The organism is Nocardia sp. MH4 (genome assembly GCF_019266065.1).
GTDB lineage: Bacteria > Actinomycetota > Actinomycetes > Mycobacteriales > Mycobacteriaceae > Nocardia > Nocardia canadensis.
The window spans coordinates 24,120-45,125 of the sequence record NZ_LPNR01000127.1 but is presented as its reverse complement, the minus strand read 5'-3'; the positions used below and the strand labels follow the sequence as shown (position 1 = coordinate 45,125).

Here is a 21,006-nt window from a genome sequence, read left to right as displayed (position 1 = left end):
CCCGCACCGCCGGGCCGCCGATCCCGACGAGCGGGCGCGGATCCTGCGCGCCGAGGTGACAGCGGGCGGCTCGACGGTGACGCCGTCGCGGCGGTGCCGGCCGCCGCCGAGGGCCGCAGGCCACGCAAGCGGGCCCAGGTCGCGGGGCTCACCGCGGGCAGCCACATCGAGCACATCTACACCAAGATCGGGGTGCACAGCCGTGGCTCGGCCGCGGTGTTCGCGATGCGCCACGGTCTGCTGCCGGACGAGGATCAGCGCGCGAAGATCGGGTGATCGCCCGATGTCCGGCCGCCCCGCGGAGCCGACACTTCCGATATGACCACGTCCACCCTCCCCCCCGAAGTCGACCGAATCCCCGGTCGCCGACGCGTTTCTCGCCGCACTGATCCGGCGCGACTTCACCGCCATGACCGCCTGCCTCGCTCCCGAAGTGCGCCTGCGCGGCCTCATCCCGCCCGGCCCGTTCGACGCGCTGGGCCCGGCCGCGACTATCGACCGGTTCCGCGGCTGGTTCGGCGGACCGGACGACTTCGCCGTCGTCGACGCCGGTCACGAACGCCGCGGCGACAAGCTCGCCCTGCACTGGCTGGTCCGGATGCGGCCGACTCACGATCCCGGCGCGGCCAGGATCGCCGAGCAGCGGGCGTTCCTGACGACCGCTCAGGACCGGATCACCACGATCGATCTGCTGTGCTCGGGTTGGCAGCCCGCCGGGTGAGCTCAGCCCCGCCCGGCCAGCTCGTCGATCCAGCGCGCCAACCGCGCACCCTCGGTCACCATCAGGCCGGGGTCGCGGAAGGTGTTGGCGAGCAAGGAGATTCCCTGATATGCCGCGACGAAGGCGACGGCGAGTTCGGCGGCGTCGGGCCTGCCGAGTTCGGCGAACTGCCCCCGGGCCCAGTCGATGAGCAGGCTCATCAGCCGTGCCGGTTCGCCGCCGAAGGCATCGGGACGCTTGTCGAGTTCGGCGGCCAGCGAGCCGGTCGGGCAGCCGTAGCGCGCGGCGAGATCGCGCTGCTCCACCCAGCTCGCGACCATCGCCTTCAAACGCTCGGCCGGGCCGGGCAGCGGCTCGATCCCGGCGACGATCTCCGCCAGCACCCCCGCGTGCGTGTCGATGACGGCCTGGACGAACTGATCCTTGGTCTTGAAGTAGTAGTAGACGTTGCCGACCGGCACGTCGGCCGCGGCGGCGATGTCGGCGATGGTCGTCTTCTCGACGCCCTGCTCGTAGAAGACCCGCGCGGCCGCCGCCACGAGCCGCTCCCGCTTCCCGATCTTCGGCCGCCCCTGCGCCACTGAGTCAGTCATGCAACTAACTATAGACAGCCCCGTCGATCGTTGCTACGGTGAGTTAGTCAGCCAACTAACTCAAGGAGCTCTCATGATCGTCGTCACCGGTGCCACCGGCAATATCGGCCGCACGCTCGTCGGCCTGCTCGCCGAGGCGGGTGAGCGGGTCAGGGCCGTGTCGCGTGGCGCCGCGCCCGTCGACCTGCCCGCGGGGGTGGAGCACGTCGTGGCCGACCTGGGCGACCTCGACAGCCTCTCCCCCGCGCTCCAGGGCGCGGACGCACTGTTCCTGCTGATCACCGGCGAGCAGCTGATGACCGGGCCCGAGCCCGCTCAGCTGCTGAAGGCCGCGTCCGCGGCCGGTATCGGCCGGGTGGTGTTCGTGTCCTCGCAAGGCGCGGTGACCCGGCCCGACTCCGCCGGCTACGCGCGCACCATCGCGTTCGAGCGGGCGCTGGCGGAGTCCGACCTCGCCTGGACCGTGCTGCGGCCGGGCGCGTTCTTCTCCAACACCTATGCCTGGATCGAGCCGGTGCGCACCGCGCGCACTGTCGCCGCGCCGTTCGGCGACGTCGGCCTGCCCGCGGTCGACCCGGGCGACATCGCCGCGGTCGCCGCCGTCGCCCTGCGCGCCGATGGGCATGCCGGACGCGCCTACACGCTGACCGGTCCGGCGCTCGTGACCCCGCGAGAGCAAGCGGCCGCGATCGCCGCGGCCGTCGACGAGCCGATCAGCTTCGTCGAACTCGACGCCGCGCAGGCGAAGGCGAACATGCTGCGCTTCATGCCGGAGGCGGTCGCCGACCACACGCTGACCATCCTGGGCACGCCGACCACGGCCGAGCAGGAGGTCAGCGGCGATATCGAGCGGGTGCTCGGTCGCCCGGCGACCTCGTACGCGCAGTGGGTGCTGCGGCAGCGCGCGCTGTATCTCTGAGCAGGGTCCAGGCCCGCTCAGGGCTTCTCGGCCAGGCGGGCTCGCAGCGTCGGCAGGCCGGGCCCGGTGAGGTCGTCGGCGTAGGTGCTGCGGCCCGCCATGACCATCACCAGCGCGATCGTCGGACCGGTGACCAGCGGACCGGCGCCCGTGGCGAAGGGCCCGTCGGTGGCGTCCAGGCGCAGGCCGGCGATGGTGGTCCGGCTGGGCACGGTGAAATCGCGGCTCGCGTAGAAGTCGGCGACCGCGGTGGCGGCGGCCGTCGTCGGGGTGGTGGGCAGCCCGAGCGGACGCCGGATGTCCTGACCGTGCACGACGACCTCGCCGAGCCAGGCCGCGGTGTGCCCGGACGCCGCGGTCGTGCTGGTGGCGATCGATCGGAACCGGGCGAGCGTCTCGGCGGGTGTGGACCCGCGGTGCTCGGCCAGCCGCCGGGCATTGTGCAGATCGAAGTCGAAGCGGGCGCCGAGCACACTGGCCAGCCAGCGCAGTCGCCCGATGCTCGCCGCGGCGGTCAGGTGGGCGACGACCTCCTCGACCACCCAGGTCCCGCACAGCGACGGCCGGGCCCACTGCGCGTCGTCCAGACCGGCGAGATCGTCGGCGAGGGCCGCCCGTTCGGCGTGGGTCATCGCCCACAGCTCGTCGCGGGAGAGAGGTGTCGCCACGGGGCCTCCAGGCACGGTTCGGGGACGCGCGGGCGTGCGCCGTCGTCAGTGCAGACGACGCGGGCACCCCGAATTCATCGGTGCCGGTCTCAGCCCTCGGCGGTCGCGGGCACCGGTTCGCCACGGTGCGCGGGGGCCGACCGGCGCCGGTCGTTGGCCACGGCGGTGATCACGCAGGTGCCGAGCGGGCCTTCGCGGTCGTACATCGTCGCGGTACTCACCGCGACACCGGCGTTGCCGACGTGGTCGAGGGCCTGCATGCCGAGTTCCGGGCCCACCGGCAGGCGGGACAGGGTGAGCGTCATGTCGGCGTTGATGTAGCCGACACCGCGCGAACCCCAGTGGCAGACGAGGTTGGTGAGGTCGCCGGTGGCGGCGGCCCGCTGGAACGGGGTGAACGGTTCCCCGGCCACCAGCGGCGGCAGGTTCTGCCAGGTGACCTTGCGCTCGGCGTCACGCGCCGCGCCGAAGTCGGTGATCCAGTCGCCGTCACCGGACTTGAACAGTGGAAGGGCACCCCGCGGATCGTCGCGTCGTTCCGTCGGGACCGGCAGCGTCCGCAGCGGTTGCCAGACCGTTCCCGGCGGGTCGTCGGCGGCGGCCAGGAAGGTCACTGTCGCCCTGGCCCGCGTCTGGTCCTGCTGGACGAGCCAGGAATCGACGACCTTGATGCGATTGCCCGCCCGCACCACCGCGCTGTGCAGCGTGATCGGGTCCCGGGTGACCTGCTGGAACAGGTCGACCGAGAGCCGCGCCGGGACGAATCCCGTTCCCGGACTGTGCTTCTCGGCCTCCAGCGCGAGCAGGCCGCACACCGCGACGCCGTGCAGCTGATTCGGCGACCAGCGGCTCACCGCCAGATCGTTCGCCACGTACGTCCCGTCGCGTGTCGTGAAGAACTCCACCACGATCCTCTCTGCTCACCCGAGGTCATGGTAGGACAGGGTTCGGGACCACCACTGCGGCAGGCGCGCGACGACCAGGCCGACCGCTGTCGCCGGGCGCCTCCGACCCGACCGTCAGCCGATGTCGACCGGGTCGATCTGCACCCGCAACGGCGCGTCGGACCGATGCGAGCTGCGCACCGCCTGAGCCGCCGTGAGCGCCCGGGCGAGGGGACCGCCCTCGGTCCGGCCCACCCGCAGCAGCATGCGCTCGACCTCGGCCGGTTGGTCGGAGCCGGAGAAGGGTTTGCGGGCCGTCGGCGGCAGCGGCACCGGTCCGAGGATGTCGACCCGGTCCGGCAGCTGGGTGGCCTCGAGCAATTCGGCGATGGCGGCGGTGGTGCCGTCGATCGCCGCTAGCCGCACCGCGGGCGGGAAGCCGACCTCGGCGCGCGCCGCCAGCTCGGCGGCGGCGTGATGGACCGGGTCCCAGCGCACGAGCGCCTGCACGGTGGGCAGCGACGGCTCGGCCATCACGATCACCTGCCCGCGCGGGCGGACCAGCGCGGCGGCGCCCATCCACCGACGCAAGGTGTCCTCGGTCGCGCGCAGGTCGGCCCGTCCCAGCAGGGCCCAGCCGTCCAGCAGCAGCGCGACCCCGTAGCCGCCCCGCACCAGCGGTTCCGCGCCGACGGTCGCGACCACGACCTGCGCACCCGGTTCGACACTGTCGAGCACTTCCCCGCCACCCGAGCCACGGATCGGGACACCGGGGAAGGCGCGGCCGAGTTCTTCGGCGGTGCGGGCGGCGCCGATGACCATCGCGCGCAGTGCGCGCGCACCGCACGCCTGGCAGCGGTAGGCGGCCTCGGTGATGCCGCACCAGCGGCACTGCGGGCTCGCGGCTTCGCCCGTGCTCGACTGTGGCAACGCCAACGGCCCGTTGCAGTGTCTGCAGCGCGCGGGGGTCCGGCACTTCGCGCAGGCCAGCGAGGGGACATAGCCGCGCCGGGGCACCTGGACCAGGACCGCGGCGTTCTCCTTGATCGCCGCGCGGGCGGCGGCGAACGCGACACCGGGCATACGGACCGCCCGCGCCAGCGCGTCGCGTTCCAGCGCGAAGTCGGTGTCGCCGGGCGCGCTGATCCGGGGCATCACCTCGCGCAGCACCTGGCGTTCGGCGAGCAGGTCCCGCGCCCAGCCGGACTCGACGACGGCCTGGATCTCCGCGGTCCTGGCGAAACCGGCCGCGACGAAGGCGGCGCCGGTCTCGTGGGCACGCAGCATCGCCACTTCCCTGGCATGCGGATACGGTGCCCGCGGCTCGGCGTAGGTGTCGTCACCGTCGTCCCAGAGGGCGATCAGTCCGAGATCACGCGCGGGCGCGAAGACGGCCGCGCGGGTACCGACGACGACGCGCGCCTGTCCGCGCAGCACCGCCAGCCACCGCCGATACCGCGCGGCGGGCCCCAACCCGGCCGACAGCCCGACGGCCGAATCCCCCACCAGCCGAACGCATTCGGCGAGCAGCCGATCCAGGTCGCGCTGATCCGGCACCATCAGCACGGCACTGCGACCGCTCGCGACCACGGTCGCGGCGAGCTCGGCCAGCCGCGCCGCCCAGTCCTCCCCGGGCAGCGCCTGCCAGGCCGCCCGGGGTGCGCGTCCGGCGCTCAGCGCGGCCACGAAGGCGCCGCCGTGCTGGTACCTGTTCCACGCGGTGGTATCGACAGGATCGCTCGCCACCGCGTCCGGAACCGCTGCGGGCGAATCCTTTTCGACGCAATCGCCCGGACCCACCGCTGGTGACGACGGGCCGTCCGCCGGCGAATCGGCTTCAGCAGCAGCCGGTTCCGCTTCGTCGAGCGCGGATTCTGTTGCAGCAGTGGACTTCTTGGTTCCGCCGGTCTCGGTACGGGCGTGGCGGGGCGGGATGGCCAGGCGCAGGACATCGGCGCGGGTGCCCGCGTACCGGGCGGCGACGGCGGTGGCCAGCCGCAGGATCTCCGGGGTGAGGACGCGCTCCGGGGAGACGACGCGTTCGAGCTTCACCATCTTGCCGGTGTGCTCGCTGTGCGGGAGACGTTCGAGCAGGTACCCGTCGACGAGGCGGCCGGCGAACCGGACTCGGACCCGAACCCCCGGCTGCGCGATCTCGTCCAGTTCCGGGGGTACCAGATAGTCGAAGTCGCGGTCCAGGTGCGCAGGCGACAGCAGCGGGAGCACCCGAGCGATCGGGTGTCCCGCTGCTGTCGTCGTGTCGTCCGCTGCCACGCGGGCGGTGGGTCTTACAGGCCGACGGCCGCGCGCAGCTTGTCGGCGCGGTCCGTGTGCTCCCAGGGCAGATCGACGTCGGTGCGGCCGAAGTGACCGTAGGCCGCGGTCGGCGCGTAGATCGGGCGCAGCAGGTCCAGGTCGCGGATGATCGCGCCCGGACGCAGGTCGAAGACCTCCGAGATGGCGGCGGAGATGCGGGCCGGATCGACCTTCTCGGTGCCGAAGGTCTCGACGAACAGGCCGACCGGCGCCGACTTGCCGATCGCGTACGCGACCTGCACCTCGACGCGCTCCGCCAGCTCGGCGGCCACGACGTTCTTGGCGACCCAGCGCATGGCGTAGGCGGCCGAGCGGTCGACCTTCGACGGGTCCTTGCCGGAGAACGCGCCACCACCGTGGCGTGCCATGCCGCCGTAGGTGTCGACGATGATCTTGCGGCCGGTCAGGCCCGCGTCACCCATCGGGCCACCGAGCACGAACTTGCCGGTCGGGTTGACCAGCAGGCGGATGTCGGAGGTGTCCAGGGTCGGCAGGTTCAGATCGCCGATGACGGCGTCGACGACCTTCGACCGGATGTCGGGGGCCAGCAGGTTGTCCAGGTCGATGTCGGCCGCGTGCTGGGTCGAGATGACCACGGTGTCCAGCCGGACCGGCTTGTCACCGTCGTATTCGATGGTGACCTGGGTCTTGCCGTCGGGACGCAGGTACGGCAGCACGCCGGACTTGCGGACCTCGGTGAGCTTGCGCGAGAGCCGGTGCGCGAGCGCGATCGGCAGCGGCATCAGCTCGGGGGTGTCGGTGGTGGCGTAGCCGAACATCAGGCCCTGGTCACCGGCGCCCTGCCGTTCGATCTCGTCGTCGGAACCGCCGACACGCGCCTCGTGCGAGGTGTCGACACCCTGCGCGATGTCGGGCGACTGGGCACCGATCGCGATGTTCACACCACAGGAGTTTCCGTCGAAACCCTTTGCGGAGGAGTCGTATCCGATCTCGAGGACCTTCTCGCGGACGATCCGCGGGATGTCGGCGTAGGCGGAGGTGGTGACCTCGCCCGCGACATGCACCTGACCCGTGGTCACCAGGGTCTCCACCGCGACCCGGCTGCGCGGGTCCGCCGCGAGCAGCGCGTCGAGGATGGAATCGCTGATCGCGTCACAGATCTTGTCCGGATGCCCCTCGGTCACGGACTCACTGGTGAATAGCCGACTACCTGTCGTACGCACAGTTATTCCCTCTCCCTCAACGGGTTACTCGTGTCGGCTTGTGACGGTAACTTCTCGGTGCTACCGCACAACCCTTCTTCTCAGACTATTCCAAACCACCGACGAGGTGGCGCAGTGCACACAGACTGTCCCGGACTGTTCACCGAACCGGCGAAGGCGCCCACGGACGGCGTCCACACGCCGTACACTGCGCGACGATCCTTGCAGCGCAACAGATCTCGCGAAGCTATCGGCGACCGTACCCGGTCAGCGCAGGAGCGGGACGAGCGCGTCGAGCACCCGGCTGGCCAGCAGCGCCTTGGACCCGTGATCGAGGGCCTGTTCGGTGCCGTCGGCGCCGAGCAACCAGCCGTCGTTGGTGTCCACCTCGAACGCCTTGCCCTCCCCGACCGCGTTGACCACGAGCAGATCGCAGCCTTTACGGGCCAGTTTGGCGCGCGCGTGGGTGAGCACGTCACCGTTGTCGTCCCCGGTCTCGGCGGCGAAGCCGACGATCGCGGTGCCGGCGAGCCTGCCGTCGGTGCGGGCGTCGACCAAGCCGGCGAGGATGTCCTCGTTCTTGGTCAGCGGGATCACGTCGGGCTCGTCTGCGCCCTTCTTGATCTTCGCAGCGGCCACATGGGTCGGACGGAAATCGGCGACCGCGGCCGCCATGATCACCGCGTCCGCGCCCAGCGCGTGCTTGTCGACCGCGGTCTTGAGCTGGTCGGCGGTGGTGATGTGGACCAGGTCCACGGCGGCGGGCGGCGCGAGCTCGATGGTGTTGCCCGCGATCAGCGTCACCTGGGCGCCACGCTGGGCGGCGACCCGGGCCAGGGCGTAGCCCTGCTTGCCCGAGCTGCGATTGCCGAGGAAACGCACGGGATCGAGCGGTTCCCTGGTGCCACCGGCGGTGATCACCACGCGGCGACCGGTCAGGTCGCGGGGCAGCGCGTCGGGGCGTTCGAGCAGCAGCGAGGCCAGGCCGAAGATCTCCTCCGGCTCGGGCAGCCTGCCCGGACCGGTGTCGGTGCCGGTGAGCCGGCCCGACGCGGGTTCCATGACATTGGCGCCGTGCGCTCGCAGCGTCGCGACATTGGCCACCGTCGCCGGATGCTCCCACATCTCGGTGTGCATCGCGGGCGCGAACAGCACCGGACATCGAGCCGTCAGCAAGGTGGCGGTGAGCAGATCGTCGGCGCGCCCCTGTGCGGCGCGCGCCATCAGATCCGCGGTGGCGGGGGCGATGACGACGAGATCGGCCTCCTGGCCGATCCGGACATGCGGCACCTCGGGCACATCGGCGAACACACCGGTGTGCACCGGTTGGCCGGACAGTGCCTCGAAGGTCGCCTTACCGACGAACTGCAGGGCCGACTCGGTGGGGATGACCCGCACCTGATGGCCGGTCTCGGTGAACCGGCGAACGAGGGCACACGCCTTGTAGGCGGCGATGCCCCCGCCGACCCCGACGACGATCCGCATGGTCTCTACGCCTCCGGAAAAGAGATTGTCACTCGCCCTCGGTGTGCTCGAGCAGGTCGGAGTGGATTTCACGCATGGCGACCGACAGCGGCTTCTCCTGCAGGCCGGGCTCGACGAGCGGGCCGACGTACTCGAGGATGCCGTCACCGAGCTGGTTGTAGTAGTCGTTGATCTGACGCGCGCGCTTGGCCGCGTAGATCACCAGGGCGTACTTGGACGACGTGCGCTCGAGCAGCTCGTCGATCGGCGGGTTGGTGAGGCCGATCGGGGTGTCGTACGCGGGCGCGGCTGCGGTGTCCGTACTCACTAGGGGAGGCTCCTGCGGGGTTAGTGGGTCAAGAACTCGAATTTGTGCTAACGAATAACGATACCAACTGCTCGCAGGCAGTCGTCACCTCGCTGTTCACGATGACCGTGTCGAACTCGTCACAGGCCGCCAATTCGACCCGGGCGGTCTCGAGTCTGCGCTCGATCACCTCGGGCGTCTCGGTGCCGCGTGACCGCAGGCGCGAGACCAGTTCTTCCCAGCTCGGCGGTGCGAGAAACACCAGCAGTGCTTCGGGCATCGCCTGCCGAACCGATCGCGCACCGGCCAGATCGACCTCGAGCAGGACGTGATGTCCGGCCTCCAGCGCTTCGCGCACCGGGGCCGCGGGGGTGCCCGAGCGCTGCAACCCCCCGTGGATGTCTGCCCATTCGAGCAGTTCGTCCGCCTCGATCATGGCGTCGAACTCGGCTCGGGAAACGAAACGGTAGTCCCGGCCGTCGACTTCCCCGGGCCGGGGGGCCCGGGTCGTCGCCGACACGCTGAAAACCAGTTCGGGCAGGCGTTCCCGCACGCACCGCACGACCGTGGACTTACCCACGGCCGAGGGGCCGACCAGTACAACCAGCCGACCCTTCCGCGTGTGTTCGACCACCTGAATCAGGCGTCGAAGTCGAAGCGAGCCAGCAGCGCCTTGCGCTGACGGTCGCCCAGGCCACGGAGCCGCCGGGTGGGGGCGATCTCCAGCTCGGTCATGATCTCGGCAGCCTTGACCTTGCCCACCTTCGGCAGAGCCTCGAGCAGCGCAGAGACCTTCATCTTGCCGAGAATCTCATCGGATTCGGCGTCGGTGAGGACCTGCTTCAGGTTGGTACCGCCACGCTTCAGGCGCTCCTTGAGCTCCGCCCGAGCACGGCGAGCGGCAGCCGCCTTCTCCAAAGCAGCGGCGCGCTGCTCGTCAGTCAGCTGGGGAAGGGCCACGGTTCCTCCGTCTCATCGTTCATTGCTAGATCTACCGCCGGTTACCCGGACGGTCTGTGCGACCGTACCCACGACGCCCGCCGATTGCGAACCCGACCCCCAGGTCAGGGCCGGATTACGCATGCCGTATGGGGCGCGCGGGCCCGATGCGGTGACCGGCGATTCTTCCGCCCCGATCGTACCGCCGAATTCACAAAATGCATCCCCACCTGCGGTTATGCCGATATGGGCGATGTTAGCCATTCGGTTGCGCCCGTGGCGGTCACAGGCCCCGCAAACCCGGTGGCGCGCGACCAGCGGGTTTCCGGAAAATCCCCGCGTGTCGCAGGATTTCGCACAGTGTGTCGTCAAGATCGGGAATGGAAACGATCCAGAACCGCGCCGGTGGCGGTCGCGGTGACCTCGTCGATCCACGCCGGAATCGGCGCCGCGCGGGCGATGTAGTCACGCACCAAGCCGTACGGAATCGCCTTCACCGCGGCCTCCGCGACGGCGGTGGTCTCGGCGTCGGCGGTGCCGAATTCGGTGACCACCGCGGCCAGCAGGGCGGCATTCATGGCGTCGTTGACCGTGGCGATCTCGTGCCGCAATTCGTCGGGACCGACCGCGAGCAGTTCGTCGCGATGGAACATCTTCATCGCCCTGGCCTCGGTCGGGTGCTCGCGGCAGTACCGGGGCAGGTAGGTCGCCGCGGCCAGCAGCGGCGACGGCCCGGCGAGCGCGTCGAGCAGGCCCTCGTGGAAACGCCGGATCGAGCGCAGCCAGAGCCGGGCGAGCAGTTCGTCACGTGAGGCGAATCGCACATAGATCGACCCGGTGTGCACGCCGGCAGCCTTGCCGATCGCGGCGATGGCGGGCCGGATGATCGCCGAATCGACCAGCAGGTCACGGGCCGCGTCGAGCACCTGGTCGTCGGTGAAGAGACGGGGTCTTGCCACCGGCTCAGCCTAGTGGCACAGTTTATGAACATGAATTCAAGAACTAGATTTCCGCTGGCTGGGGCCGCCCTGGTGTTCATCGCGACCGTGCACACGATCATGGGGGTGGCGTTGCTCGCGGCCGGCGATCAGGGCACCGAACTGTCGTTCTGGTTCACCCTGTTCGGTGTGGTCGGCATCGGACTCGGCCTGGCCATGATCGAGCTGGAGCGCGCTCGCGGTTTCGTCCCGGTGCCGGTCCTCGCCGCCCTCGCCGTCACGACCGTCGCCGGGCTGGCGTACATGCCGCTGTCGGGGTTCCTCACCCTGCTGGTGCCGCTCGGTGTCGGCGCGCTGGGCTGGTGGCACGGCCGGATTCCCGCCGCGGCGCACGCCTGACCGCGACGAGCACCGGCTAGGCGTCGACCGCACCCGCGCGCAGGTGCTGCAGGATCGCGAGAACGCGCCGGTTGTGCGCTTCGCCCGCGGGGAGGTCCAGCTTGGTGAAGATCGCGTTGATGTGCTTCTCGACGGCGCTACGAGTGACGAACAGCTGCTGACAGATCGCGGCATTGCTCAGGCCCTGCGCCATGAGCTCGAGCACCGCGCGCTCACGCTCGGTCAGCCGGTGCAGCGGCGCATCGGCGCGATTGCGCAGCAGCAGCTGACGCACCACCTCCGGATCGAAGGCGGTGCCGCCCGCGCCGACCCGCTCGACGGCGTCCAGGAACGCGCCGATCGCGGCGACCCGGTCCTTGAGCAGGTAACCGATGCCGCCCGTGCCGGTCAGGAATTCCGCGGCGTGCCTGCGCTCGACGTACTGCGAGAGCACCAGGACCGCGATACCCGGCTGGTCCCGGCGGATCTCCAGTGCCGCTCTGATGCCCTCGTCGACGTGATCGGGAGGCATCCGGACATCGGCGATGACCAGATCGGGCGGCCGGACCCGCACGGCGGCGAGCAGCTCGGTCGCGGTGCCGACGGAGTCCACGATCTCGTGGCCCTCGGCGGTCAGCAGCTGGGCCAGGCTCTCGCGCAGCAGCGCGGAATCCTCGGCCAGGGTTATTCGCACGGAACCTCCACGGTGACGGTCGTCGGGCCGCCCGGCGGGCTGTCCACCCTCATCGTGCCGTCCATCGCGGTGACCCGGGTGGCCATCCCCGCGAGCCCGTGGCCGGTGGGGTCGGCGCCACCGATGCCGTCGTCGCGCACCCGCAGGCGCACGACCGGCCCGTCGCGCTCGACGCCGACCGCGACGGCCGCGGCCCCGGAGTGTTTGATCGCGTTGGTGATCGCCTCGCTGGCGGCGAAGTAGCAGGCCGATTCGACCCGGTGCGGGGCACGCTCGGTGAGCGCGTAGTCGAGCCGGGTCGGCAGCGGGGTCCGATCGACCAGGGCCTCGAGCGCGGCGTGGAGTCCGTCGCGGGCGAGCATCGCCGGGTAGATGCGCCACGACACCTCACGCAATTCGTCGAGGATGTACCCGGTCTCGGTGATCGCGCGCCGCTGCAGCTCGGCCCTGGCGGCGCCGTCGGATTCGCGCTCCACCCGCCCGAGCAGGATGGACAGGGCGACCACGCGCTGCTGCACGCCGTCGTGCAGGTCGCGTTCGATGCGGCGGCGTTCGTCGTCGATGATGTCGACCACCTCGGCCCGGGTCGTGGTCAGCTGCGCCACTCGCTGGGCCAGCTCGCCCGAGCCCGGCCGCACGCTGCGCCGCAGCGCCCACGCCTCGGCCCGCACCACTCCGACCAGCCCCTGCACCCCGAGAAAACACAGCACCGCGCCGGGCAGCACGACCACCGCCACCGTCGTCCAGGTGATCTGCCCCGGTGCGGTGGCATCGACGATCGCCACCGCGGCGCCGGTGCTCGCCCCGTACACCAGGGCCGCCGCGACCACGACGCCCGCACCGCACAGCGCGAGCACCACCGCCCCGACCGACCCGATCACCGCGCGAACCGCCAGATATCCGGCCGCCCGCGCGCCCCCGGGGGCAGCGGTCGCGCGACCACCGAGCAGCCGCGTCACCCGCCACCGCTCGACCGCCACGATCCGATCGGTGACCGGCATCGCGACCGGCGCGGCCAGCACACCGAGCAGGTCGAGCGGCGCGGTGACGACGCCGAGCAGATACCCCGCGATCACCGCGGCGCCGCGCGATGATCGCGCCGGAGAAGAACCCATCACCCGATCCTCCCGTGCCCCGGCCACATCGATGACCGCCGCACGGTCACAGCACCGTACGGGGCGAACGGCGGCGACACGACGGTCTCGGCCCGCCGCCCCGACATCGGCGGTGCGGTAGCCGTCGTCATCGGACGTCGATCCGGGCGCGTCGGTCACGAAGACGGCCGACCAGCAACCACGTCGTGGCCACGAGCACCGCGGCGATGACCAGTTTCTGCAGCACACCGGCGTAGGTCTGCACGACGTGCCAGTTCTCCCCGAGAAAGTACCCCGCGAACACGAAGACCGCGTTCCACAGCAGACTGCCCGCGGTGGTCAGCACGGTGAAGCGCCCCACCGGCATCCGTTCGACACCGGCCGGGATCGAGATCAGGCTGCGGAAAATCGGGATCATGCGGCCGAAGAACACCGCCTTGTCGCCGTGGCGGGCGAACCAGTCCTCGGTGCGGTCCAGGTCGGACAGGCGCAGCAGGGGCAGCCGGTCGACGATGCGGCGCAGCCGGTCGCGGCCCAGGGCGGCACCGAGGCCGTAGAGGGCCAGCGCGCCGAGGACCGAACCGAGCGTCGTCCACAGCAGCACCTCGGCGAGGCCGAACCGGCCGCGGCCGGCCGTGAACCCCGCCAGCGGCAGGATCACCTCGCTGGGCAGCGGGGGGAAGAGGTTCTCGAGTGCGATGGCGATGCCGGCGCCGAGTCCGCCGAGCTGTTCCATCAACTGGACCGCCCATCCCGCGATGCCGGTCAGTTCGGTCGAAGTGCCTGTCGTTTCCATGCTTTCGACGCTAGGAACGCGGCGCTCGGCGATCAGTAGCGCCAACCATCCGGTCGGCGGGGTGCGACCGCAGTCGAGGGGTGGGGTTTTCCGCACCCCGGTCCCGGGGCCTGCACCCTCGTTGGCGGCACGGAGCGCCCCTAGCGTCGAACCCTATGCGACAGAAACTGTTTCGTGCCTCTGCGGTCGTTCTGGGCACCGTGCTGACGGCCGTGCTGGTGGCCGCCACCGTCCTCGTGACGGCGCGTTGGCGGGTGGTCGGGGACACGGTCGAGGCCGCGGCGCGGTGGACCGATACCGACATCGTGCTTCGGATCTCCGAGGGGGAACGGCAACGGGAGTGGCAGTACGGCGGCACCGGGCAGTCCACGCCCGACCCACACAGCAGGTTCCGGATCGGCAGCATCACCAAGACCTTCGTCGCCACCGTGGTGCTGCAACTGGTCGACGAAGGCAAGGTCGACCTGGATGGTTCGATCGCGGCACAGCTACCCGACCCGATTCCCGACGGAAACCGGATCACGGTGCGGCAGTTGATGAATCACACCAGCGGGCTCTACGACTACATGAAGGAACCCGGCCTGTCGACGAACCGGTGGCGCGGCGACGATCGATTTCGCAGTCACGCGCCCCGCGATCTGCTCGCCACCGCGGTGCGCCACGACCCGTATTTCGCGCCGGGCGCCCGCTTCCGGTACTCGAACACCAACTACATCGCGCTCGGCCTGCTCATCGAGCACGTGACAGGCCACCGCTACGGCGACGAGATCCGCAACCGCGTTCTCACTCCCCTGCGGTTGACCGCCACCACCGTGCCCGGCGACGACCCCCGCCTCCCCGCACCCGCCCTCACCGCACATCGCGACATCGACGGCGCGGGCCGCGTGGACGTGACCGAGATGAACCCGTCGCTGGACTGGGCCGCAGGCGAAATGCTCTCCACCACAGCCGATCTCGATGCGTTCTACGCCGCGTTGCTGGGCGGGCGGCTGATCAGCCCCGCCTCGCTGGACCGGATGCGCGAGACCGTCCCGATGGGCATGGGTTTCCACTACGGTCTGGGCCTGCAGCGTTTCGCCCCACCGTGCGGTGACGAGCTGTGGGGGCACGGCGGTGAGCTGCTCGGATACGTCTCGTATGCGTTCCGGTCGACCGATGGCCGCTCGCTGACGATGGTCCTCGGCTCGGCGGCGTCGTCGGACGCGTTGTCGCTGTTCGCGACGGTCACCGCGACCTACTGCCTCGCCTGACCGCGGAACGCGATGGAAACGACGAGGCCGGGGCAGCATTTCGCCACCCCGGCCCCTCGTTGTCGTCAGGCCTGAAGGAAGGCGAACTCCTCCTGCAGCTGAGTCATCTTGTCGCACAGCGCCGTCACCGACGGGCCCGCGTTGAGAACTTCGCGCGACACATTGGGCACCACGGCCGTCAGGTTCGCCGCGGGGACCAGGGCGCGGATGGAGTCCGCTCCCCCGCCCTGCGCGCCGACCCCGGGCATCAGGATGGGGCCGTTGAGTGCCGACAGGTCCGGCGCCTCGGTGAGCGTCGCGCCGACGACCACGCCGACCGAGCCGAAGCCGTGGCCAGTGTTGCGGGCCGCCGCCTCGTCGACCATGGTCTGGGCGATCGTGCGGCCGTCCGCGGCGGTGATCCGCTGCAGTTGCGCGCCTTCGGGATTCGACGTCGCCGCGAGGACGAACACGCCGCGATGGTTGGCCTGCGCCAGACTCAGCGCCGGGTCCAGGGACCCGAACCCGAGATACGGCGAGACCGTCACGGCGTCGGAGCCCAGCGGGCCGTCACCGAGCCAGGCGTGCGCGTAGGCGTCCATGGTGGAACCGATGTCGCCGCGTTTGGCGTCGGCCAGCACCAGGGTGCCCGAGGCCCGCAGCACCTCGATGGTCCGCTCGAGCACCGCGAGACCGCCCGAGCCGTAGGTCTCGAAGAACGCGACCTGCGGCTTGACCAGGGCGACGCGGCCGTCGAAGGCCTCGACGCAGATCTCGGCGAACGCCTCGAGCCCGTCGACGTCCTCGGTGAGCCCCCACGCCCGAAGCAGGCCGGGGTGGGGGTCGATGCCGACGCACAGCGGGCCGAATTCCCGCATGGCGTGCTGCAACCGGTGACCGAAGCTGTGCATGTCAGCCCCGCAGCACCGAGTGCAGCTGCTGCAGCGAGCGCACGCCGATGCCGCCGTTGATGCTCGCCTCGATGCCCTGCACCGCCGCGGCCGCGCCCTGCACGGTGGTGATGCACGGGATGTTCGCGCCCACCGCGGCAGTGCGGATCTCGTAGCCGTCCACGCGGGGGCCCGAGTTGCCGTAGGGGGTGTTGAACACGATGTCGATCTCGCCGTCGCGGATCTGCTCGACGATCGAGGCCTCCGGCATGCCGGTCGCCGGGTCGGTGGCTTCCGGGTCGGAGTGCTTGCGCACCTGCTCGCACGGAATGCCGTTGCGGCGCAGGGTTTCCGCGGTGCCCTCGGTGGCGAGGATGCGGAAGCCCAGATCGTGCAGGCGCTTGATCGGGAACACCATGGCGCGCTTGTCGCGGTTGGCGACGGAGACGAACACGGTGCCCTCGGTCGGCAGCGAGCCGTAGGCGGCGGCCTGGCTCTTGGCGAAGGCGGTGCCGAAGTCGGCGTCGATGCCCATGACCTCGCCGGTGGACTTCATCTCCGGCGACAGCAGCGAGTCGACGCCGGAGCCGTCGGCGCGACGGAACCGATGGAAGGGCAGCACGGCTTCCTTCACCGCGACCGGCGCGTCCAGCGGCACGTGGCCGCCGTCGCCCTCGGGCGGCAGCATGCCTTCCTTGCGCAGCTCGGCGATGGTGGCGCCGAGCATGACACGCGCGCAGGCCTTCGCCAGCGGCACCGCGGTCGCCTTGGAGACGAACGGCACCGTGCGGCTCGCGCGCGGGTTGGCCTCGAGCACGTAGAGGATGTCGTCCTTGAGGGCGTACTGCACGTTGAGCAGGCCCTTCACGCCGATGCCCTTGGCCAGCGCGATGGTCGAGCGGCGCACGGCCTCGATGTCGCTGCGGCCCAGGGTGATCGGGGGCAGCGCGCAGGCGGAGTCACCGGAGTGGATACCGGCTTCCTCGATGTGCTCCATGACGCCGCCGAGGTAGACCTCCTCGCCGTCGCACAGGGCGTCGACGTCGATCTCGATGGCGTCTTCCAGGAAGCGGTCGACCAGCACCGGGTGCTCGGGGTTGAGCTCGGTCGCGCGGGAGATGTAGCCCTCGAGGGAGGTCTCGTCGTAGACGATCTCCATACCGCGACCGCCCAGCACGTAGGAGGGGCGCACCAGCACCGGGTAGCCGATCTCGGCGGCGATCTTCTTGGCCTGCTCGACCGTGGTGGCGGTGCCGTACTTGGGCGCGGGCAGCCCGGCGGCGACGAGCACGTCACCGAACTCGCCGCGGTCCTCGGCCAGGTCGATCGCGGCCGCGGAGGTGCCGACGACCGGCACGCCCGCGTCGGTCAGCCGCTGCGCCAGGCCCAGCGGGGTCTGTCCGCCGAGCTGCACGATCACACCGGCGACGGTGCCCGACTCGGTTTCGGCGTGGTAGACCTCGAGGACGTCCTCGAAGGTGAGCGGCTCGAAGTAGAGGCGATCGGCGGTGTCGTAGTCGGTGGAGACGGTCTCGGGGTTGCAGTTGACCATGACGGTCTCGTAGCCCGCGGCCGAGAGGGTCTGCGCCGCGTGGACACACGAGTAGTCGAACTCGATGCCCTGGCCGATGCGGTTGGGGCCCGAGCCCAGGATGATCACCTTGTCGCGCTCACGCTGCGGCGCGACCTCGGACTCCGCGCCGGGATCCAGCTCGTAGGAGCTGTAGTGGTACGGGGTCTTGGCCTCGAACTCGGCGGCGCAGGTGTCGACGGTCTTGTAGACCGGCCGCACACCCAGGCGGTGGCGCAGCGAGCGCACGCCCGACTCGCCCGCGAGCTCGGGCCGCAGGGCGGCGAGCTGACGGTCCGACAGGCCGTAGTGCTTGGCGCGGCGCAGCAGGTCCTCGTCCAGGACCGGCGCGTCGAGCACTTCCTGGCGCAGCGCGACCAGGCCGGCGACCTCGGCGACGAACCACGGGTCGACACCGGAGGCCAGCGCGACTTCCTCGATGCTCGCGCCGAAGCGCAACGCCCGCTCGACCTGGTAGATGCGACCTTCGGTGGGCACGCGCAGGTCGGCGAGGATAGCCTCGATGGCGTCGCGCACCGACGCCGGATCGCTGGGATCCTGCGGGGCCCACTGTCCGTCGTCGAGGGTCCAGAAGCTGGCGGCCTTGGTCTCGAGCGAACGCAACACCTTGCCCAGCGCTTCGGAGAAGTTGCGGCCCATCGACATCGCCTCGCCCACCGACTTCATGGTGGTGGTCAGGGTGGCGTCGGCGCCGGGGAACTTCTCGAACGCGAACCGCGGCGCCTTGACGACGACGTAGTCCAGGGTCGGCTCGAAACAGGCCGGGGTCTCACCGGTGATGTCGTTGACGATCTCGTCGAGGGTGTAGCCGATGGCCAGCTTGGCGGCGATCTTGGCGATCGGGAAGCCGGTGGCCTTCGACGCCAGCGCCGAGGAGCGCGAGACGCGGGGGTTCATCTCGATGACGATCAGGCGACCGTCCTTCGGGTCGACCGCGAACTGGATGTTGCAGCCGCCGGTGTCGACGCCGACCTCGCGCAGGATCGCGATGCCCAGATCGCGCATCTTCTGGTACTCGCGGTCGGTGAGCGTCATGGCCGGGGCGACGGTGACCGAGTCACCGGTGTGCACGCCCATCGGGTCGACGTTCTCGATCGAGCAGACGATGACCACGTTGTCGCGGCCGTCGCGCATGAGCTCGAGCTCGAATTCCTTCCAGCCGAGGATGGACTCCTCGATCAGGACGTTCGCGGTCGGCGAGGCGGCGAGGCCGCCACCGGCGATACGGTCGAGGTCCTCGTCGTTGTAGGCCATGCCCGACCCGAGGCCGCCCATGGTGAACGAGGGGCGCACGACGACCGGGAAACCCAGGTCGGCGACGGTCTCGCGGACCTCGTCCATGGTGTAACAGACCCGGCTGCGGGCACTCTCGCCGCCGACCTTGGCGACGATGTCCTTGAACTTCTGCCGGTCCTCACCGCGCTGGATGGCGTCGAAGTCGGCGCCGATCAGCTCGACGTTGTACTTCTCCAGCACCCCGCGCTCGTGCAGCGCGACCGCGGTGTTGAGGGCGGTCTGGCCGCCCAGGGTGGCGAGAATGGCGTCGGGACGCTCCTTCTCGATGACCTTCTCGACGAATTCGGGGGTGATCGGCTCCACGTAGGTGGAGTCGGCGAACTCGGGGTCGGTCATGATGGTCGCCGGGTTGGAGTTCACCAGCGATACGCGCAGTCCCTCGGACCGCAGCACCCGGCACGCCTGGGTACCGGAGTAGTCGAATTCGCACGCCTGGCCGATCACGATCGGGCCAGAGCCGATCACCAGGATGTGCTTCAGATCCTCGCGGCGAGGCATCAGGCTCCTTCCATGAGACCGGCGAAACGGTCGAACAGGTATGCGGCGTCGTGCGGGCCTGCGGCGGCCTCGGGGTGGTACTGCACCGAGAAGGCGCGACCGTCGATCAGTCGCACACCCTCGACGGTGCCGTCGTTGGCGCAGATGTGGGAGACCTCGGCCTTGCCGAAGGGGGTGTCGAACACCTCGCCCTTCTCACCCTCGAGGGCGAAGCCGTGGTTCTGCGCGGTGATGGAGATGCGGCCGGTGCCCGCTTCGACCACCGGGATGTTGATGCCGCGGTGGCCGAACTTCATCTTGTAGGTCTGGCGGCCCAGGGCCCGACCCAGGATCTGGTTGCCGAAGCAGATGCCGAACAGCGGGATCCCGCGCTCGAGCACACCCTGGGTCAGCGCGATCGCGCCGGTCTGGGTGGCCGGGTCGCCGGGGCCGTTCGAGAGGAACACGCCGTTGGGGTTCAGCGCCAGGATGTCGTCGAGGGAGGTGTTCGACGGCACCACGTGGGTGCGCACGCCGCGCTCGGCGAACATGCGCGGGGTGTTGGTCTTGATGCCCAGGTCGACCGCGACCACGGTGAAGCGGTGGTCGCCCACCGGCTCGATCGTGTACATGCCGTCGGTGCTGACCTCTTCGGCCAGGTCGGCGCCGAGCATCGAGGGCTGACCGTTCACGCGAGCCAGCAGTTCCGCGTCGTCGGCGAGGGCGGCGCCGGAGAAGATGCCCGCCTTCATCGAGCCGCGGGTGCGCAGGTGACGCACGACCGCGCGGGTGTCGATGCCGGCGATGCCGACCACGTTCTGCTTGTCGAGCTGGTCCTGCAGGGTGCCGGTGGCGCGCCAGTTCGAGGAGATCGTCGAGGGGTCGCGCACGGCGTAGCCGGCGACCCAGATCTTGCCCGACTCGTCGTCCTCGTCGTTCCAGCCGGTGTTGCCGATCTGCGGGGCGGTGGCCACCACGATCTGGCGGTCGTAGCTGGGATCGGTCAGGGTCTCCTGGTACCCGGTCATCGCGGTGCAGAACACCGCCTCGCCCAGGGTCTGGCCCTCGGCGCCGAAGGCGGTACCGCGGAACACGCGGCCGTCCTCCAGCACGAGGGCTGCCTTTGTCTTCGTCATTCGTCGTCTCCCGTCGTCGCCCTGGTCGCATCCGCGGTCCATGCCGGGTACACCGTCTTGTCGTCGCCCCGGAATCCGGTATCGATCTCGGTTCCGGTCGGCAGTGTCCAGCGAATTACCAGCACACCATTCTCTGTCATCACTTTGCCCGCGTGTCCGCGTTCGGTCCGCACGGCGACCACGGATTCCTGCGGAATCCAGATCACCGTCGCCCCGTCGCGTTCGAGCAGGATTCCGCGTTCGAACCGCGTCAGTTCGGCGGTCGCCCGGAATCCCAGGTCACCGACCGCGATCCGGTCCTGCCAGCTGGGCGCGATGGTGCTGCCCAGGTAGAGGCCGGTGGTCGGTTCCAGTAGTTGCGCGCCCAGCTCGGCGGGCACCGTCGGCAGCTCGCCGATGCGTGCCTGCTGCCGCGCGGCCTTCTTCTGCCAGGCTCGGTACATCAGCCACAGGCACAGGAGGAACAGGGCCAGACACCCCAGTACCCACAGAGTTCTTTCCACGTTCCTGGCC

Annotated in this window: 20 protein-coding genes and 2 pseudogenes; 5 read left to right on the top strand and 17 right to left on the bottom strand. The window is 70.3% G+C overall.

The window, feature by feature from the left end:
* Together ATM97_RS30410 and ATM97_RS30405 are read left to right on the top strand one after the other, a co-directional pair.
* A pseudogene (locus tag ATM97_RS30410) lies at positions 1-276 on the top strand (LuxR family transcriptional regulator); the annotation flags it as partial.
* A gap of 103 nt (positions 277-379) precedes the next feature.
* Positions 380-721: pseudogene (locus ATM97_RS30405) on the top strand (nuclear transport factor 2 family protein); the annotation flags it as partial.
* A gap of 2 nt (positions 722-723) precedes the next feature.
* Here the strand turns inward: ATM97_RS30405 and ATM97_RS30400 are convergent.
* Positions 724-1,314, bottom strand: a complete 591-nt coding sequence (locus ATM97_RS30400) for a TetR/AcrR family transcriptional regulator (RefSeq protein WP_218721697.1) — start codon at positions 1,312-1,314, stop codon at positions 724-726.
* A 73-nt stretch (positions 1,315-1,387) separates the two neighbouring features.
* Here ATM97_RS30400 and ATM97_RS30395 point away from each other — a divergent pair, with 73 nt between their 5' ends.
* Positions 1,388-2,233, top strand: coding sequence for an SDR family oxidoreductase (locus tag ATM97_RS30395; protein WP_218721695.1), 846 nt, complete (start codon positions 1,388-1,390; stop codon positions 2,231-2,233).
* Positions 2,234-2,250: 17 nt separating this feature from the next.
* On the opposite strand, the gene ATM97_RS30390 is transcribed toward ATM97_RS30395, so the two are convergent.
* The 9 genes from ATM97_RS30390 to ATM97_RS30350 all read right to left on the bottom strand — a co-directional run bounded on the left by ATM97_RS30390 (position 2,251) and on the right by ATM97_RS30350 (position 10,933).
* Complete coding sequence (locus ATM97_RS30390; protein ID WP_308248680.1) at positions 2,251-2,901, bottom strand: maleylpyruvate isomerase family mycothiol-dependent enzyme; 651 nt, start codon at positions 2,899-2,901, stop codon at positions 2,251-2,253.
* 89 nt (positions 2,902-2,990) lie between these two features.
* Positions 2,991-3,773 (bottom strand): acyl-CoA thioesterase domain-containing protein, encoded by a 783-nt coding sequence (locus ATM97_RS30385; RefSeq protein ID WP_308248679.1) that lies wholly within the window; start codon positions 3,771-3,773, stop codon positions 2,991-2,993.
* 147 nt (positions 3,774-3,920) lie between these two features.
* Positions 3,921-6,059, bottom strand: coding sequence for a primosomal protein N' (locus tag ATM97_RS30380; protein WP_308248678.1), 2,139 nt, complete (start codon positions 6,057-6,059; stop codon positions 3,921-3,923).
* Positions 6,060-6,073: 14 nt separating this feature from the next.
* The gene (gene metK / locus ATM97_RS30375) at positions 6,074-7,285 is read right to left on the bottom strand and encodes a methionine adenosyltransferase (RefSeq protein WP_218721692.1); all 1,212 of its coding nucleotides are present in this window, start codon (positions 7,283-7,285) and stop codon (positions 6,074-6,076) included.
* Between the two features lie 246 nt (positions 7,286-7,531).
* Positions 7,532-8,749, bottom strand: a complete 1,218-nt coding sequence (coaBC, locus tag ATM97_RS30370; RefSeq protein ID WP_218721690.1) for a bifunctional phosphopantothenoylcysteine decarboxylase/phosphopantothenate--cysteine ligase CoaBC — start codon at positions 8,747-8,749, stop codon at positions 7,532-7,534.
* Positions 8,750-8,777: 28 nt separating this feature from the next.
* Positions 8,778-9,137: a DNA-directed RNA polymerase subunit omega gene (rpoZ, locus tag ATM97_RS30365; RefSeq protein ID WP_374104921.1), complete on the bottom strand. Its 360-nt coding sequence runs from the start codon at positions 9,135-9,137 to the stop codon at positions 8,778-8,780.
* Positions 9,085-9,669: a guanylate kinase gene (gene gmk, locus ATM97_RS30360; protein WP_218721686.1), complete on the bottom strand. Its 585-nt coding sequence runs from the start codon at positions 9,667-9,669 to the stop codon at positions 9,085-9,087. Before gmk ends, rpoZ begins: the two co-directional genes overlap by 53 nt.
* Positions 9,670-9,674: 5 nt before the next feature.
* A complete protein-coding gene (gene mihF, locus ATM97_RS30355) occupies positions 9,675-9,995 on the bottom strand; it encodes an integration host factor, actinobacterial type (protein WP_043653536.1) in 321 nt (106 codons plus the stop codon).
* A gap of 347 nt (positions 9,996-10,342) precedes the next feature.
* Positions 10,343-10,933 (bottom strand): TetR family transcriptional regulator, encoded by a 591-nt coding sequence (locus ATM97_RS30350; RefSeq protein WP_308248677.1) that lies wholly within the window; start codon positions 10,931-10,933, stop codon positions 10,343-10,345.
* 30 nt (positions 10,934-10,963) lie between these two features.
* On the opposite strand from ATM97_RS30350, the gene ATM97_RS30345 reads away from it, so the two are divergent.
* On the top strand, positions 10,964-11,311 hold the full coding sequence (locus ATM97_RS30345) for a DUF6463 family protein (RefSeq protein WP_255588660.1): 348 nt from the start codon (positions 10,964-10,966) through the stop codon (positions 11,309-11,311).
* 16 nt (positions 11,312-11,327) lie between these two features.
* Here ATM97_RS30345 and ATM97_RS30340 read toward each other — a convergent pair whose 3' ends face one another.
* The 3 genes from ATM97_RS30340 to ATM97_RS30330 form a co-directional block, all read right to left on the bottom strand.
* On the bottom strand, positions 11,328-11,984 hold the full coding sequence (locus ATM97_RS30340; protein WP_218721683.1) for a response regulator transcription factor: 657 nt from the start codon (positions 11,982-11,984) through the stop codon (positions 11,328-11,330).
* Positions 11,975-13,099: a sensor histidine kinase gene (locus tag ATM97_RS34820; RefSeq protein ID WP_218721682.1), complete on the bottom strand. Its 1,125-nt coding sequence runs from the start codon at positions 13,097-13,099 to the stop codon at positions 11,975-11,977. Before ATM97_RS34820 ends, ATM97_RS30340 begins: the two co-directional genes overlap by 10 nt.
* Positions 13,100-13,226: 127 nt before the next feature.
* A complete protein-coding gene (locus ATM97_RS30330; RefSeq protein WP_218721680.1) occupies positions 13,227-13,874 on the bottom strand; it encodes a DedA family protein in 648 nt (215 codons plus the stop codon).
* A 155-nt stretch (positions 13,875-14,029) separates the two neighbouring features.
* On the opposite strand from ATM97_RS30330, the gene ATM97_RS30325 reads away from it, so the two are divergent.
* Positions 14,030-15,124, top strand: a complete 1,095-nt coding sequence (locus tag ATM97_RS30325) for a serine hydrolase (protein ID WP_218721679.1) — start codon at positions 14,030-14,032, stop codon at positions 15,122-15,124.
* A 65-nt stretch (positions 15,125-15,189) separates the two neighbouring features.
* Here the strand turns inward: ATM97_RS30325 and pyrF are convergent, their stop codons facing one another.
* Genes pyrF through ATM97_RS30305 form a run of 4 tightly spaced genes read right to left on the bottom strand, consistent with a single transcriptional unit; the run spans position 15,190 to position 20,996 of the window.
* A complete protein-coding gene (pyrF, locus tag ATM97_RS30320; RefSeq protein ID WP_218721677.1) occupies positions 15,190-16,014 on the bottom strand; it encodes an orotidine-5'-phosphate decarboxylase in 825 nt (274 codons plus the stop codon).
* Position 16,015: 1 nt separating this feature from the next.
* On the bottom strand, positions 16,016-19,378 hold the full coding sequence (gene carB, locus ATM97_RS30315) for a carbamoyl-phosphate synthase large subunit (protein ID WP_218721675.1): 3,363 nt from the start codon (positions 19,376-19,378) through the stop codon (positions 16,016-16,018).
* On the bottom strand, positions 19,378-20,493 hold the full coding sequence (gene carA, locus ATM97_RS30310; RefSeq protein WP_218721673.1) for a glutamine-hydrolyzing carbamoyl-phosphate synthase small subunit: 1,116 nt from the start codon (positions 20,491-20,493) through the stop codon (positions 19,378-19,380). The genes carB and carA overlap by 1 nt, the downstream gene beginning before the upstream one ends.
* Entirely contained in the window at positions 20,490-20,996 is a 507-nt protein-coding gene (locus ATM97_RS30305; RefSeq protein WP_218721672.1) for a transporter, read from the bottom strand. The genes carA and ATM97_RS30305 overlap by 4 nt, the downstream gene beginning before the upstream one ends.
* Positions 20,997-21,006: the final 10 nt, after the last annotated feature.

Excerpts from the sequence above, each read along its gene's own strand:
- ATM97_RS30395 (WP_218721695.1), top strand. The coding sequence starts at position 1,388 with ATGATCGTCGTCACCGGTGCCACCGGCAATATCGGCCGCACGCTCGTC.
- ATM97_RS30330 (WP_218721680.1), bottom strand. The coding sequence starts at position 13,874 with ATGGAAACGACAGGCACTTCGACCGAACTGACCGGCATCGCGGGATGG.
- ATM97_RS30400 (WP_218721697.1), bottom strand. The coding sequence starts at position 1,314 with ATGACTGACTCAGTGGCGCAGGGGCGGCCGAAGATCGGGAAGCGGGAG.
- ATM97_RS34820 (WP_218721682.1), bottom strand. The coding sequence starts at position 13,099 with ATGGGTTCTTCTCCGGCGCGATCATCGCGCGGCGCCGCGGTGATCGCG.
- pyrF (WP_218721677.1), bottom strand. The coding sequence starts at position 16,014 with ATGCACAGCTTCGGTCACCGGTTGCAGCACGCCATGCGGGAATTCGGC.
- carA (WP_218721673.1), bottom strand. The coding sequence starts at position 20,493 with ATGACGAAGACAAAGGCAGCCCTCGTGCTGGAGGACGGCCGCGTGTTC.
- coaBC (WP_218721690.1), bottom strand. The coding sequence starts at position 8,749 with ATGCGGATCGTCGTCGGGGTCGGCGGGGGCATCGCCGCCTACAAGGCG.
- ATM97_RS30325 (WP_218721679.1), top strand. The coding sequence starts at position 14,030 with ATGCGACAGAAACTGTTTCGTGCCTCTGCGGTCGTTCTGGGCACCGTG.
- ATM97_RS30345 (WP_255588660.1), top strand. The coding sequence starts at position 10,964 with ATGAATTCAAGAACTAGATTTCCGCTGGCTGGGGCCGCCCTGGTGTTC.
- carB (WP_218721675.1), bottom strand. The coding sequence starts at position 19,378 with ATGCCTCGCCGCGAGGATCTGAAGCACATCCTGGTGATCGGCTCTGGC.